Origin of the sequence: Candidatus Tisiphia endosymbiont of Stenodema calcarata (assembly GCF_964030695.1) — a bacterium.
Taxonomy (GTDB): Bacteria; Pseudomonadota; Alphaproteobacteria; order Rickettsiales; family Rickettsiaceae; genus Tisiphia.
In genome coordinates, this window is the sequence record NZ_OZ034911.1 from 1,310,167 (window position 1) to 1,324,496 (window position 14,330).

The following is a 14,330-nucleotide window of genomic DNA, read 5'->3' on the forward strand; positions in this document are numbered from 1 at the left end:
AGATCGCCACGGTGTCTATCGACGCCTCGCGATGACGATTTTTAACTTTCAACAGTTGTGACTAAAGTGACTCCTCACAATGACGCTAGTTTGCTATGGCTAAATGCTAGTATGGTTAATTATAATAAGCAAAATTCACACGTAAGAGCCTAGTTGTTAGTCCAATTTCTTTGGTATCAACTCTTACGGAGGAGTACCTATAATTAGGTACATAACTAACATTTTAAGGAGATTTAATAATGTCTAAACTACAAGCTGTTAATGTCAGAGATTTACTTGATGCTGGGGTGCATTTTGGTCATAAAACCTCACGTTGGAATCCAAAAATGGCATCTTACATTTATGGTGTCAGAGATGATATCCACGTAATTGACTTACAACAAACTACTGCCTTAATGCAGAGAGCTTTGGGTATAATTTATGAAACTGTCAAGAAAAATGGTAAAATATTATTTGTCAGTACTAAAGTTCAAGCCAGTGATATAGTAGCTGAATATGCAGAGAAATGTGGGCAATATTACGTTAACCACAGATGGCTTGGTGGTATGTTAACCAACTGGGGAACAATTTCTGGCTCAATAAAAAAGCTGGATAATCTTGAGAAAGTTTTGGGGAATGAAGAGGAATATTCCGGTTATACTAAGAAAGAAATACTGGAAATGACCCGTAAAAAGGATAAATTACTTAAATCCTTAGGGGGTATTAGACATATTGGAACAAGACCCAATTTGCTTGTGGTAATTGATACTAATAAGGAGCATTTAGCAATCCAAGAAGCAGTAAAGTTAGGTATTCCAATAATTGCTATTGTTGACACTAACTCCAATCCAGACAATATAGACTACCCTATTCCCGGTAATGATGATGCAATAAGATCTATAAGACTTTATTGCACCTTGTTTGCTGATGCCGTACTTGCCGGTATAGAAGAGGCTTTAGCTGCATCTGGTGTTGATTTAGGAAGCATAGCTACTCATGAAGAAAAAGGTACAAATATAAAAGGTGTTACTAAGTTAAAATCAACCAAGAAATTTTCTAAAACTCTAGACCTAAATAATCAAGAAGCACTAGAGTCAGAGTTTGAGACAGCTTTAGAGCTTGCAGAAGTTGCTACAACAACAAAATAACTAGTATACTGCTCGTAAATGAAGAGTTGATAGACGATAGAATCAAAATCATGATAGTAGCAGGAGTCAAATGGTCAAGGTGCATAACTGTTGAAAGTTAAAAAACTGTCATTGTGCATAGGCGTCATTGCGAGGAGACCGCAGGTCGACGAAGCAATCTATATGACAAACTTCATGGATTGCCACGCTCACGTACGTTCGCTCGCAATGACGATTTAAGCCTTACAGCTACTTCTCGCTAATAGACGATTTTTTAACTTTCAACAGTTATGGGGTTGATGCTACCCCTGATTCCCCTTTGATGTCACCCCTGCGAAAGCAGGGGGCTAGAAAAGACTAAATAGTTTTTCCAATAAAAATAACTATAAACCTTAAATAAAGGAGAATAAAATGATAAATGCTGGACTTGTAAAACAATTAAGAGAAAAAACTGCTGCAGGAATGATGGACTGCAAGAAGGCCTTGCTTGAAACAAAGGGAGATTTTGAAGCAGCTATTGACTGGTTAAGAAAAAAAGGATTATCAGCTGCAGCAAAAAAAGCAGATAGAATTGCTGCTGAAGGACTAACAGCAATAAGCATTAAAGATAATGTTGGGGCTATTATAGAAGTAAATTCGGAAACAGATTTTGTTGCAAGAAACGATAAGTTTCAGCAATTGGTTAGGAATATTGCTGAACTAGCTTTGACACAAGATAATTTACCATCACTAAAATTAGCAAAAACATCAACAGGTAGATCAGTTGAAGAAGAAATATTAGACAATATTGCTACAATTGGTGAAAATTTAAATCTACGTCGTATGGATGTTTTACGGGTATCAGAAGGTGTGGTTGCATCTTATGTACATAATACTGTTGCTGATGGTCTAGGTAAGATTTCTGTCATTGTTGGCTTACAATCAACTACCAAAGATAAAGCTAAGCTCCTAGAATTTGGACAGAAAATTGCTACCCATATAGCGGCAAGTAATCCTTATAGCCTTGATGCATCAAGTTTGGATCAAACATTAATTGAACGTGAAAAAAATATATTTTTTGAACAATCAAAAGCTTCCGGTAAACCGGACAATATCATTGAAAAAATGGTTGAAGGTAGAATACGTAAGTTCCTAGCAGAAGTTGTTCTGCTTGAACAAAACTTTTTATTTGATGATAAATTAACAGTTTCTGAAGTTATGGATAACACTGCAAAAGAATTAGGAACTTCGATTAAAATTACACAGTTTATAAGATATGAACTAGGTGCAGGCATAAAGCAAGAAGATAAAAATTTTGCGGACGAAGTTGCAGCTGTCATGCAAAGCTAGGAAAAACTGATTATATTTGAGAAAATAATGATTTGGTCAGCAAAAGACTTAAGTAGTGCGTTGAATATTGAAGTACATCCTGATATTCAGGGGAGGCAGATTCAATTTAACTCTAATTCCGTTGCAAACGGCGATTTATTCATTGCTCTGCAAGGTAATAATGATGGACATAATTATGCCTTACACGCTCTAGAACAAGGAGCAAATGCAGTAATTATTAGTAAGGAAATAAAAGGATTACCTGATAATAAAGTAATTATGGTCTCTGATACCTTAACTGCTCTACACCACATGGCTGAGTATAAACGTAAAAAATCTAAAGCAAGGTTTATTGGTGTTACCGGTAGTATTGGTAAAACGGGTACTAAGGAAGCAATCAAAACTATATTAAGTTATTTTGGACCTACTTTTGCTAGCAGAGGAAATTTTAACAACCACCTTGGCGTGCCTATAAATCTTGCTTCGATGCCTGATGATATAGAATATGCTGTTTTTGAAATGGGTATGAATCATTCAGGAGAAATAAGAGAGCTGACAAAAATGGTACGACCTAACATATCAGTAATCACCACAATAGCGGAAGCCCATCTTGAATTTTTTGAATCTATGCTTAGTTTGGTTGATGCCAAATGTGAAATTTTTGAAGGAATGCCAAAAAATGGCATAGCTGTTGTAAATTCAGACCATCAATATTATGACCGAATTTTACAAAATCTTAAACAATTATCGATTAATAATATATATAGTTTTGGTAAGTCCGAAGGCACAGATTCTAGATTAATATCATATGAGCATATTGGACAAGAAGTACGTCTACATTATTCTATCTGTAACACTAAAATAGATATTAAAATTCCTTTTGTACCGGAACATTATGCTAGAAATTATACTGCCGCTCTTCAGGTAGCAGCAATACTGAACTTAGATATTAATGCTGCAGCAACACAATTAAGCAAAATATCATTAACTGAAGGACGTGGTAAACTAGTCAACGCTAAATATAATGGTCAGAACTATCAAATTATCTGTGATTATTATAATGCTAATCCAGCATCAGTAAAAGCTGCTTTATTATATCTAAAACAGCTTAGTGGACAGAAAAAAGTTGCTATACTAGGTGATATGCTAGAATTGGGAGAAAATTCCATAAAATTCCATAAAGACTTAATACCAGCAATTGTTGACTCCGGTGCTAAGAGGGTTTTTTTAGTAGGTAATCTTACCAAATATATATACGATTCTTTGCCAAATGACATAGAAAAAATGCATTTTGATAATGTTGATTTGTTGATAGAAAACTTAAATGAATTACTTAAAGGCGATGAATTACTCTTACTAAAAGGATCTAACAGTATCAAACTTAGTAAAATTACACAATCTTTTGAATTGCTACAATGATATACAACCTTCTTGCCCCCTATATACATAAATTACATATAGCAAATTTATTCCACTATGTTACTTTTCGTATTGGACTTGCCATATTATTTAGTTTGACCCTTTCTTTTTTAATAGGACCTAGATTAATTAGATTTTTACAAAATTTACAAAAATATGGTCAACCAATTCGTGACGACGGACCAGAAACGCACAAAGCAAAAGTAGGAACACCAACTATGGGGGGGATAATGATTATCCTCACCGTTTGTTTTTCCACTCTATTATTCTCTGACCTTACTAATAAATATATATGGATAGTGTTATTTGTCTTTGTTAGTTTTGGTGTACTTGGTTTTATGGATGATTATGCTAAAGTAACAAAACACCACTATAGAGGCGTTAGCGGAAAGAAGAAATTATTATTTCAGTTCACTATTTGTCTAATTGCCTGTTTACTATTAAGAGATTCCAATAGTCAGGGAAACAATCTGCTCACTATTCCATTTTTTAAAAATTTATTGATTGATTTAGGTTTGTTTTATATACCATTTAGCATGTTTGTTATAGTTGGTGCATCAAATGCGGTGAATCTAACAGATGGTCTTGATGGTCTTGCCATAGTACCTATTGCTATTACTGCAGGTTCTTTTACCTTAATTATTTACTTGGTTGGTAATAGTTTCTATGCAAATTATCTACAAATTATGTATATACCAAATATTTCTGAATTAACTATCTTCTGTGCTTCAATTGTTGGTGCTAGCCTAGGATTCTTATGGTTTAATGCACAGCCAGCAGAAATTTTTATGGGAGATACTGGAAGCCTAAGTCTTGGTGGCGTTCTTGGTGTTATTAGCGTTATAACCAAACATGAAATTGTACTAGCAATTATCGGCGGATTATTTGTTATTGAAACTTTATCAGTAATTATTCAAGTATATTATTTTAAAGCTACTAATGGTAAAAGAATTTTCAAAATGGCCCCGCTGCACCATCATTTTGAGAAACATGGCTGGCCAGAATCAAAAGTTGTGATACGCTTTTGGATTATAGCCATAATATTTGCTCTAATTGGTTTATCTTCACTAAAACTGCGATAGAAAAGCTATAGTCAATTCAGGAGGATTGGGTAGCAGGAGCGATCGAAGACGGCACTACCTACTTCTCATTAATGATTATGACATATAGCAATTATTAATTGTAATTTTAAATTATTTTACAGTCTATGATTAAATTATTGTTGATTATTTAATTATTTGCTATATAGTTGATCTAAGATAAAAAAATAGCTTTATGAAAACTACCTTACCTAGCCGATCATTAGTTATTAAAGAAAAACTAGACAATAGACTTCTTTCGAAACTCGCTTATGCTGAGGGATTTGAAGGAGACGCGGAACCTCGACCCGCAGCGTACTCTAATGTACGTGAGGATTCGAGTACCGCATCGACGTACAAATCACCAGCAGAAGTAGAGTTTCGAAAGAAGTCTAATATTGTTAAAGAAATTCTAGACGTAGGCAAATCAAAAATAGCGATGATTATTTTATTTGGTTCTTATGCTAGAGGCGATTGGGTACAAGACATATATCAGCAAGAGCATATTACCTACAGCTATCAAAGTGATTTTGATCTTTTGTTGATTTTAAAGAAAGGCAAATATGCAGGTCATCAAGCTAGAGAATTACAACAAACTGCTGCACATTTGTAAAAACATAAACAAACTTTGGTAGTGAGCCATCAACAACAAGGTATAGTGTTTGCGATTATTGTGTGTTAAAGTTACAGTTAGCCTAGTTGGTTAAAGAGCAATTATCTTTTTAAAAAAATTAAATATTTTTTATCTGTATTTTATATAAATAAAAAATATTATTGATTAACAACAAATACACGTTTTTGTTGAATAAGCTTATGGCAAACTTCCAGTAATTTACGCATACAAGCTACTGTCGCAACTTTTTTAGGTTTAAAATTATTAATAAGTCTGTCATATAAAGCTTTTAAATATTGAAAGCCATTTTTACCTGTTAGTACTGCCATATATAGTGCATCTCGTGGTATTTTCCTGCCACCTCTAATAAATCTTCGACCTTGTTTACTACCACTATCCCGAGCATATGGAGCTATCCCAACCATCTCATTGTCCAATAATTAGATATTTGTTTAAATATCGTTGCCACTCAACAGTTTCACCTGCAGTAAATGATGTTGGTTCAGAAATTACCGTAAGATATAATTCGAAATTAAAAAAACTTATTGTTGATTTTAGCTAAGTGATAATTTAAAATTAAAAATGAAGTAACTGCAAAGTTACTTTGGGGTGTCGAAACCTCCATTTAAGAGCGGTAAGCATCAACCGATAAAATGATGCTCTTCGATTTGCCATGGTCGGGGAGATGCTAGCTATGTTCAAGGCTTGGGGTGTAAACTTCAAGCCTAAAGGCTATCGTAACTGTCTCTTAAAGGTTTTTCGAACTCCCCGATCGCCAAGATATATATAACCTATAAAACTTTTTTTTATCATTTTATCTTTGGCGATCAAAACTCTTAATTATTAAAACATTAGAGAAGGGGTCGCATATGCACAACCAACAAGCCATTATCTTATTATATTCATCACATGCCCGTTTTGAACTAATAAGGCAATCTTTGATCAATTTTTGTAAGGAAAATAATTTTACAATAATAAAAATTATTGACGCACCCAATAAATACGATGACAGTATACTTCGCGAATTAATTTATACAGTAAGCAAACAAAACAATTATAATAGTCCTATCAATCTAATCATCGATGACAGTATATTTGGTAATATTTGTTATTTCGTAACTTGGGTGGTAATTACTACTTTATTAGAAGCTAAGCTGATTAATAGGCTTTATATTCAAGAAAATATATTGCATACTGCCAATATTGAAAAAGATAAATTTGATAATTTTTTAGCAACTAACATAATAACTGAGCATTATTTATTAAAATTCTGTTTCTCATATTTTAACATTATAATGCATGCTGCTAAAGCAACAATAGATTTCGATGATGAAGTAATTACATAAAGGCAGCAATGCATAATATATAGAGGCTTTTTTAAGTATTTTTGAGACTTTGTACTTGTGTACATAAAAGTTTATAAATCATTTAGATCAACTGCTATAGCTTCTTTCTTTTCTTTTAGTCTTTCTTCAGCAAGTTTAAGTAAATCTCTATCATCTAATATTTCAACTATTTGTTCGTATAGCTCAGCTGGAACTAAATAAGCAGTTGGTTTATTATGATTCAATAAAGCAATAGGCTCACCGCTAGATTTAGCTAGCAATGCCGTAGGACTTTTTTTTAATTCTGATATACTGGCAGTAAGGTTAGTATAAATATGGTGCATTGTTATAGTATGATTGATACCTAATTATATACTCATTATAGTACTTAATTTAGGTTTTAACAATATTTTAATTTACCAATTTCCTAATTTGAATTGGTATACTCTTCTGCTCCTACGAATTGTTTTTTGAAAATATCATGGATTCGCATGCTCACATACTATATGTACGCCTAGCATGCTCACCATTTATTTCCAAATCCAATTCTTCAAATCATTTGAGTATATTATATCGAACTCATACAATAAAAAAAACCATGATAAATATAACATGATCAGTTATATATAGTGGTAGGATGGGTAAACTGTATCTCGAATTGAAGCTTTGAATTTTAAAGACTTCGTACCTCAGCAAAGACCCATCCTGTTTGGAGAAAGACTACGAACGGATGTCATAAGGTTTAAACCTTGCGTATGAGTATGTAGCATATCCTATTATTAATATAAATCATGAGGCTTTATATGGCAACAACTTATATTGGTGTGGACGTTAGTAAAAAAACTTTAAGTATCTATATGCTAGCTACCAACAAGGCTTTTGAAGTTACCAATGATCAACATGGCTTTACCACTATGCTTAGCACTATTAATAAATACTATCCTGTCTTATCTGAGTTAATTGTTGTCTTTGAACCTACTGGTGGATATGAATATAATTTAAGAGAATTTTTAAAAATAAATAAATTGCCTTTTGCTACAGTACACCCTAATAAAGTGCGTAGTTATGCTAAAGCTAAAGGATGGCTTGCTAAAACTGATAATATCGATAGTAAATTGTTGCATGAAAGTATTTTTGCAGGTAGAGGTAATCTTCGAAGAGTTCTTTATAATATGGCTGCAGTAGCTGCCTTACGATGTAATAAGTGCTTACGCAATTTTTATGACCACTTAATTGCTAAACATAAACCAGCAAAAGTTGCTCTTGTTGCTGTTATGCGTAAATTACTAGCTTTTATGCACTCTATTGTAAAAAATAATTCTTCCTGGAATGAAAATTTATGTTAAGTTACTATTTTTTTATTGACTTCCATTACGAATGCTCAGGTTTATTTACCTAGGGCAGTTTAAAAAACCTAACTTTAAGTTGAGAATAATTTAAATAACCTATGTCTATAATTGTTAAAATTTTCTCTAGTTTCAGTAATTTTGTTTGAAAATAGAGCTATTATAGCAAGAGTTATTGTCCTCAATAATGACATTATTAACGAAGCTTCTCCAGTACTAATAGTTGACTTATCTTCTTCAAAAACCTTATCTTTTATCCAGTTTAAATTATTTTCGCATGACCAATGACTTCTGTTAAATTTTAACAATTCTTCTGGACTAAACTTTTTCTCTAAGCTAGTAATCATTAATACATTCTCTGTTTCACAGCTATTAGCCTTGTTCTTCTTTTCTCTTTTTAGATGAGTTACAAGCTGATATAGATACTTGGCTTACAAATTATAATGACGAAAGGTCTCATTCAGGTAAACATTGTTTTGGTAAAACACCAATGCAAACTTTTAGAAATTCACTTTATATTGCTAAAGATAAAAATATTAGTAATATAGAGAGAATATCAGACAACTTGGCTATTACTTATCAAGCTGCCTGATTATTACTTATTGTCAGATTAAGTCGTAACTAGTACAGAATTTCCCAGTCGAACCAAATCCACTAGAACCTCTAGAGGTTTCATTTAACGAATCAACCTCATCCCATAAGATATGCTCATACCTAGCAATAACCATTTGAGCAATTTTCATACCGTGCTCAATTACAAAATCTTCTTTAGGATGATGATTAATTAAAATTACCTTTATCTCACCACGATAATCAGCATCAATTGTACCAGGTGAATTCAGCACGGTAACACCATGTTTTAGTGCTAAACCTGATCTTGGTCTGATTTGAGCTTCTAAATGACTAGGTAATGCTATACAAATTCCAGTGGGGACTAACTTTACTTCTTGTGATTTTATAGTTATTGGTTCAATATTTGCTGCTATTAGATCCATACCGGCACTATGCTCAGTAGCATAACTGGGTAAAATATCTACAGAATGTTCTAATTTTTTAATTTTAATGTTCATAAATATAATATTTTTTGGTATGATATTGATCAGCTTGATTACTTAGACTCCAACTTTACTTAACCCTCTTACCATTGGCATCATAAATTTCGATCTTTTCAAGCTTCTCTGCCTCTTTATACGGATAAGTAACCCTAGCTGTAATATAACCTCGGTTATTAGATATAGCCCCTTCAACTGGAGTACCTGCCACTTCCCATACTCCAAGAGTTACAACATCAAGTACTCCATGCCCAGCAGCTCTTAAATAATTCAAACCAGATTTTCTTGCCATAGCCCTATATGTTTCCATATATTTTCCATTTTCTTCTTGATGACGATCAACGATTTCCATACCATGAGATAGAAAACAACCTTTCGTTTGGCATTTAGTTATATCTGATACTGAAATACCTTCATTAGAAGCAGCTTTATAGACAGAGCAACTAGATAAAATTAGCATTATAATAAAAAGAAAAATATTAACTATATACTTACTAAACATTCATTACCCTAAAAAAATCAATAAACAGAACACCAACTCATCTTACAGTTATAGCACTGAACTATTTATATTTCTACAATTATTCTATATTGCATGGTTAATACCAGTTACTTCTTCACTCATATATTTATTATTTTATTTTAACTTTTCTATTTCTTTAATACATCAACGGTTAGTGATTATACAACCTTGCTGATTGTCAGATAGTTTATTACAAATCGCTTTAGCTTGGCTTATACTTTGGTAATTACCTACTAATATTAAATAGAAGAAATTTCCTTTATCAGATTGCACCTTCTTGATAGTTATTACTGTATTATTAAGAATTTTTGCATATTTTTTCTTGATTCTTTCTCCTTCTTGGTTAGCTTCTGATTCAGATTTTACCGAGGCTAGTTGAATTTTATAACCACCTTGATTCGACTTATTTAACTGTGTTTCATCAATTTTGCGATGTGATTCAGTAACTTTTATGACATTTAAACCAGCTTTATTATTAGATTGTTGAACTATTGGAACAGATTTTTGCTCTATTAAATTCTCTTTTTGCACCAAGTCATTTTTTATTATATTAGGCAAAATTGTTTCCGTTTCTTCTTCATCTTTACTTAGTTTGTGTTTTTCATACTTAGCTTGATCAGTTTCTACTATACTAAATAAAATCGTGTCTATCGAGTCAAGTTCTTCATCACTTTCTGCTAGTTTTTGTTTAGCGATATTTAATGGCTTTTCCGGTTCAGGTTGTAATATTACAGGTTTATTGGTCTTTTTTTGTTGTAAACTCTCATAAATTATATTATTCGCATTTGGTATCACTATCCCCCCACTATCTTGTGGTTTAATTTTTGTAGGTGATGGATCAGGGTAAATTGTTACTACTTGACCACTATTTCGGCTGTAATTAGTATAAACTAAATAGGTAATACCACTAATTATTGAGAAAATAATTAGTAAGAGTAAAGTGCGGTTAGTCATCAACTTATAAATTACAATACTTCATTACATTTTATTCATAGGCGTTACCCCTATAACATCAAAACCAACTTTTATAATCTTTTGAATAGACTTTGCTAAAGCAAGCCGAGCAGTGGTTAACTCTATATTATCTTCAATTAGAAACCGATAATCATTATTTTCTTTGCCAAAATTCCATAAAGCATGGAATTTTGAAGCTAAATTAATCAGATAAAAAGCTACTCTGTGGGGTTCAAAATATTTTGCCGAAATCTCTAAAACTTTTGACCATGAAGCAAGAAGTTTAATTATTTCTATTTCCTCTTCGCTGGAAAGTAACGACAAGTCATACTCATTCTCTAAGAATTTACCATATGCTTTTGGCATGGATTCTTTAGCTTTTTCCAGTATAGATATTGTCCTAACATGAGCATATTGTACGTAAAATACAGGATTATCTTTTGATTGTTCTTTTACTTTTACTAGGTCGAAGTCAAGAGCAATATCATTTTTACGGGTTAGCATTATAAATCTTATTATATCTTTACCTACCTCATTTGTTACATCTCGCACACTAGTAAAATTACCGCTACGTTTTGACATTTTTATAGCGATACCGTTTTCAACAAAATTTACTAACTGGCAAATCTTAACATCAACTTTAACTTTTTCTCCACCAAGGGCTTTAACTATTGCCTCAATTCTTTTTACGTAACCACAATGATCTGCACCTAGAATATAAACTAGATGATCAAAACCACGATCTATTTTATCCTTAGCATAAGCTAAATCAGAGGCAAAATATGACCAACTACCGTCAGATTTTTCTATTGGTCTATCTTGATTATCACCAAAAGCCGTAGATTTAAACAATTTCTGAGTTCTTGAATCCCAAGATTCATCTATTTTACCTTTAGGGGGGGGCAACTGCCCCTCATATATTAGTCCCATTTTAGTAAGCATTTGTACAACTTCATCAATATTACCACTATCATGCAGTGACTTTTCCGAGAAGAATACCTCGTGTTCAATATCTAGCTCCTTTAAATCCTGCTTAATTATAGCTAACATTTCTTCTATTGCAAAATCCTTAACGAGTTCATGACGTTGCCTATCGACCATTGTTAATAATTTATCACCAAATTTTCCCACCAACTTTTGTCCAATATCTGCCAAATATTCTCCAGGATAAAGCCCTTCTGGTATTACGATCTCTTCTTTTGTTAATGCTTGTTTATAGCGTAAAATAACTGAATTAGCTAAGTCATCCACTTGAGAGCCGGCATCATTAAGGTAATATTCTTTGGTAACAATATAGCCAGTACTATCTAGAACTTTGGCTAAAGCATCACCATAAACAGCACCTCTAGCATGACCAATATGCATAGGACCAGTTGGATTTGCAGATACATATTCAATATTAACCTTTTGATTATTACCAAAATTAATCTTAAAAAAATTCTCCTTATCCAACAATATGTCATTGATAGAGTTATGCCACATATCTGCTTTGATAGTAAAGTTAATAAATCCTGGACCAGCAACTTCTATAGATGCAATATATGGAAGAGGCGTTAATATTTCCTTAAATCTAATAGCTAGTTCCTTAGGTTTAATATTTTGTTTTGCAGCGATAATCATAGCTATATTACTTGAAAGATCACCATTGAGATTATCTTTAGGAATTTCTATAGCCGCCAATTTTAACACATCTTCATTATCGCATATTTGTCTAGCTGCACTAATGATATCGTCACGTAATTTATTAAATATATTCATAAATCAAATATTGTTAGAATTAAAGGAATAAAGAGCCTGATATTCTTGAATAGCAAAGCGGTCAGTCATGCCAGCTATATAATCTGCTACTATATCAGCCTTAGATTTTATATCCCCTGGTATAATTAATTCTTTCCAACTAAATGGTAATAAATCAACATTATCCATATATACTCTAAATAACTCTTGTACAATTTTCTGACATTTTAAAGTTATAGAGGTCAGTTTATTATACCTATATACTTTATCATACAAGAATTGTTTAATTTCCATTATACGCTCTTTTGCTTTGTCAGTAAAATTAACAAGCTGATAATCAAGATGGCGTATATCATCGGTTGTGATTATTTTCTGTTTTTGTAAATTATTATTTGTTTGTAGCAGTAAATCAGCAATTAAATCGCTGATCAACTTACGCACTACTTCATAAATGAGTCGAGATGTTGTTATATTTTCAAATTGGGACTTAATTTCACAAGCATATTGATCAATAAATTTAATTTCCGTTAGATGATTAAAGTCAATAATCTTGGCACCAATACTATCTTCTAAATCATGGGAAATATAACTAATATCATCAGCTAACGAAGCAATTTGGGCTTCAGCTGAAGAATAATGAGTTAAATCAAGGTTATGTTGTAAATCATACTCTACTATATATTTAGGTATATTATTTATTAAAGGACCATTATGTTTCACAATTCCTTCTAGCACTTCCCATGTCAAATTTAATCCATCATAAGCCGCATATCTTTTCTCTACTTTAGTAAGAATCTTTAATGAATGAGCATTATGGGAAAATCCACCATAATCTTCCATACATTTATTTAGTGCTATCTCCCCTGCATGACCGAAAGGAGTATGCCCAAGATCATGAGCAAGACCTATAGTCTCTGCTAAATCACTTGATAAATTAAGGGTTCTAGCAATAGAACGTGCAACCGTAGAAACTTCAATCGAATGAGTAAGGCGATTCCGATAATGATCCCCCTCGTGATTAATAAAAACCTGAGTTTTATATTGTAAACGTCTGAAAGCCTTTGAATGAATTATACGATCCCGATCTCGTTCAAATTCATTTCTATAAGATGTAGGATATTCATTAAACAATCTCCCCCTAGTCTTGGCTGGATCTACTGCATATGAAGCAAGCATATATTAACTCCTATTTAATTTGAATTCGATGTAACAAGTTACATCGAATGATGAAAAAAGTTAAAATGCACTCGCGTCAGCCGCTTCAAGAGTGCATTTCTCCTTATAACAAAGCCAGTATAGAATTACCTAGCAAGCTTTTCAAGGTTTTTAAATGAAACTCTTGCAAAATTAGGTTTTTAGGATTATTCTAATGGTCTTTATAATATAAGATTATGTCAATAAAAGTTACTGATAATGCTTTTAAAAGAGTAGATGAGCTAATAAAACTAGAAAGTAATCCAAGTTTGGTTCTTAGAGTAGTTGTTGATGGTGGAGGCTGTTCTGGATTTGTTTATAAATACGCTCTCGTTCCAAGCAATGATATAACAAAAGATGACTGTACTATAGAAAAAGATAATATTAAAGTAGTTATCGATGAAATATCTCAGCAGCTTATGGTTGATTGTATAATAGATTTTATCGAAGAATTAGGTAGTTCCTATTTTGAAATTAGAAACCCCCTTGCAAAAAATAAGTGTGGGTGTGGTAATTCATTCTCTGTATAACTGTATATACTCAATTAACCTGAAGAGTTGGCAAAATGATTAAAAGTTATAGTCTGAAATTGGTCAGTTATAAGAGTAAGCAAATTACCTTGGATTTATCAATATTAGCAAAAAATCTATCTATAGCTTCTGAGAATTGAGCAA

The 14,330-nt window shown here is 32.4% G+C and carries 16 protein-coding genes and 1 pseudogene; 9 read left to right on the forward strand and 8 right to left on the reverse strand.

Translation table 11 applies throughout. The annotated features are described in order from the left end of the window. The first annotated feature begins 239 nt into the window (after window positions 1–239). The 5 genes from rpsB (at window position 240) to ACQH1W_RS06275 (ending at window position 5,525) form a co-directional block, all read left to right on the forward strand. The gene (gene rpsB, locus ACQH1W_RS06255) at window positions 240–1,127 is read left to right on the forward strand and encodes a 30S ribosomal protein S2 (protein ID WP_375332735.1); all 888 of its coding nucleotides are present in this window, start codon (window positions 240–242) and stop codon (window positions 1,125–1,127) included. A 390-nt stretch (window positions 1,128–1,517) separates the two neighbouring features. Further along, window positions 1,518–2,435 (forward strand): translation elongation factor Ts, encoded by a 918-nt coding sequence (gene tsf, locus ACQH1W_RS06260; protein ID WP_341762679.1) that lies wholly within the window; start codon window positions 1,518–1,520, stop codon window positions 2,433–2,435. Window positions 2,436–2,462: 27 nt separating this feature from the next. Continuing rightward, on the forward strand, window positions 2,463–3,833 hold the full coding sequence (locus tag ACQH1W_RS06265; RefSeq protein WP_375332733.1) for a UDP-N-acetylmuramoyl-tripeptide--D-alanyl-D-alanine ligase: 1,371 nt from the start codon (window positions 2,463–2,465) through the stop codon (window positions 3,831–3,833). Next, window positions 3,830–4,915 carry a phospho-N-acetylmuramoyl-pentapeptide-transferase gene (gene mraY, locus ACQH1W_RS06270; protein ID WP_341761607.1) on the forward strand — a complete coding sequence of 362 codons (1,086 nt, stop codon included), beginning with the start codon at window positions 3,830–3,832 and terminating at the stop codon, window positions 4,913–4,915. The genes ACQH1W_RS06265 and mraY overlap by 4 nt, the downstream gene beginning before the upstream one ends. 193 nt (window positions 4,916–5,108) lie before the next feature. Continuing rightward, the gene (locus ACQH1W_RS06275) at window positions 5,109–5,525 is read left to right on the forward strand and encodes a palindromic element RPE1 domain-containing protein (RefSeq protein WP_375332732.1); all 417 of its coding nucleotides are present in this window, start codon (window positions 5,109–5,111) and stop codon (window positions 5,523–5,525) included. 158 nt (window positions 5,526–5,683) lie between these two features. Here ACQH1W_RS06275 and ACQH1W_RS06280 read toward each other — a convergent pair whose 3' ends face one another. Next, complete coding sequence (locus ACQH1W_RS06280; protein ID WP_341762683.1) at window positions 5,684–5,950, reverse strand: transposase; 267 nt, start codon at window positions 5,948–5,950, stop codon at window positions 5,684–5,686. Between the two features lie 444 nt (window positions 5,951–6,394). Here ACQH1W_RS06280 and ACQH1W_RS06285 point away from each other — a divergent pair, with 444 nt between their 5' ends. Next, window positions 6,395–6,871 (forward strand): hypothetical protein, encoded by a 477-nt coding sequence (locus ACQH1W_RS06285; RefSeq protein ID WP_341762684.1) that lies wholly within the window; start codon window positions 6,395–6,397, stop codon window positions 6,869–6,871. A gap of 71 nt (window positions 6,872–6,942) precedes the next feature. On the opposite strand, the gene ACQH1W_RS06290 is transcribed toward ACQH1W_RS06285, so the two are convergent. Beyond that, window positions 6,943–7,194, reverse strand: a complete 252-nt coding sequence (locus ACQH1W_RS06290) for a type II toxin-antitoxin system Phd/YefM family antitoxin (RefSeq protein ID WP_341762685.1) — start codon at window positions 7,192–7,194, stop codon at window positions 6,943–6,945. 459 nt (window positions 7,195–7,653) lie between these two features. Here ACQH1W_RS06290 and ACQH1W_RS06295 point away from each other — a divergent pair, with 459 nt between their 5' ends. Next, the gene (locus tag ACQH1W_RS06295) at window positions 7,654–8,196 is read left to right on the forward strand and encodes an IS110 family transposase (RefSeq protein ID WP_341762686.1); all 543 of its coding nucleotides are present in this window, start codon (window positions 7,654–7,656) and stop codon (window positions 8,194–8,196) included. Window positions 8,197–8,270: 74 nt separating this feature from the next. Here the strand turns inward: ACQH1W_RS06295 and ACQH1W_RS06300 are convergent, their stop codons facing one another. After that, complete coding sequence (locus ACQH1W_RS06300; protein ID WP_425361009.1) at window positions 8,271–8,543, reverse strand: hypothetical protein; 273 nt, start codon at window positions 8,541–8,543, stop codon at window positions 8,271–8,273. A 50-nt stretch (window positions 8,544–8,593) separates the two neighbouring features. Here ACQH1W_RS06300 and ACQH1W_RS06305 point away from each other — a divergent pair. Beyond that, window positions 8,594–8,788: pseudogene (locus tag ACQH1W_RS06305) on the forward strand (IS481 family transposase); the annotation flags it as partial. Between the two features lie 13 nt (window positions 8,789–8,801). Here ACQH1W_RS06305 and dut read toward each other — a convergent pair. The 5 genes from dut to ACQH1W_RS06330 form a co-directional block, all read right to left on the reverse strand. Continuing rightward, a complete protein-coding gene (gene dut, locus ACQH1W_RS06310) occupies window positions 8,802–9,266 on the reverse strand; it encodes a dUTP diphosphatase (protein WP_375332730.1) in 465 nt (154 codons plus the stop codon). A 55-nt stretch (window positions 9,267–9,321) separates the two neighbouring features. Further along, entirely contained in the window at window positions 9,322–9,750 is a 429-nt protein-coding gene (locus ACQH1W_RS06315) for a hypothetical protein (RefSeq protein WP_341762688.1), read from the reverse strand. A gap of 165 nt (window positions 9,751–9,915) precedes the next feature. Beyond that, a complete protein-coding gene (locus tag ACQH1W_RS06320; RefSeq protein WP_341762689.1) occupies window positions 9,916–10,725 on the reverse strand; it encodes an SPOR domain-containing protein in 810 nt (269 codons plus the stop codon). A 24-nt stretch (window positions 10,726–10,749) separates the two neighbouring features. Then, the gene (gene argS / locus ACQH1W_RS06325) at window positions 10,750–12,483 is read right to left on the reverse strand and encodes an arginine--tRNA ligase (RefSeq protein WP_375332729.1); all 1,734 of its coding nucleotides are present in this window, start codon (window positions 12,481–12,483) and stop codon (window positions 10,750–10,752) included. Window positions 12,484–12,486: 3 nt separating this feature from the next. Then, complete coding sequence (locus ACQH1W_RS06330) at window positions 12,487–13,638, reverse strand: deoxyguanosinetriphosphate triphosphohydrolase (RefSeq protein ID WP_375332728.1); 1,152 nt, start codon at window positions 13,636–13,638, stop codon at window positions 12,487–12,489. A 215-nt stretch (window positions 13,639–13,853) separates the two neighbouring features. On the opposite strand from ACQH1W_RS06330, the gene ACQH1W_RS06335 reads away from it, so the two are divergent. Then, complete coding sequence (locus ACQH1W_RS06335; RefSeq protein ID WP_341761872.1) at window positions 13,854–14,186, forward strand: HesB/IscA family protein; 333 nt, start codon at window positions 13,854–13,856, stop codon at window positions 14,184–14,186. The last annotated feature ends 144 nt before the right edge of the window (window positions 14,187–14,330 follow it).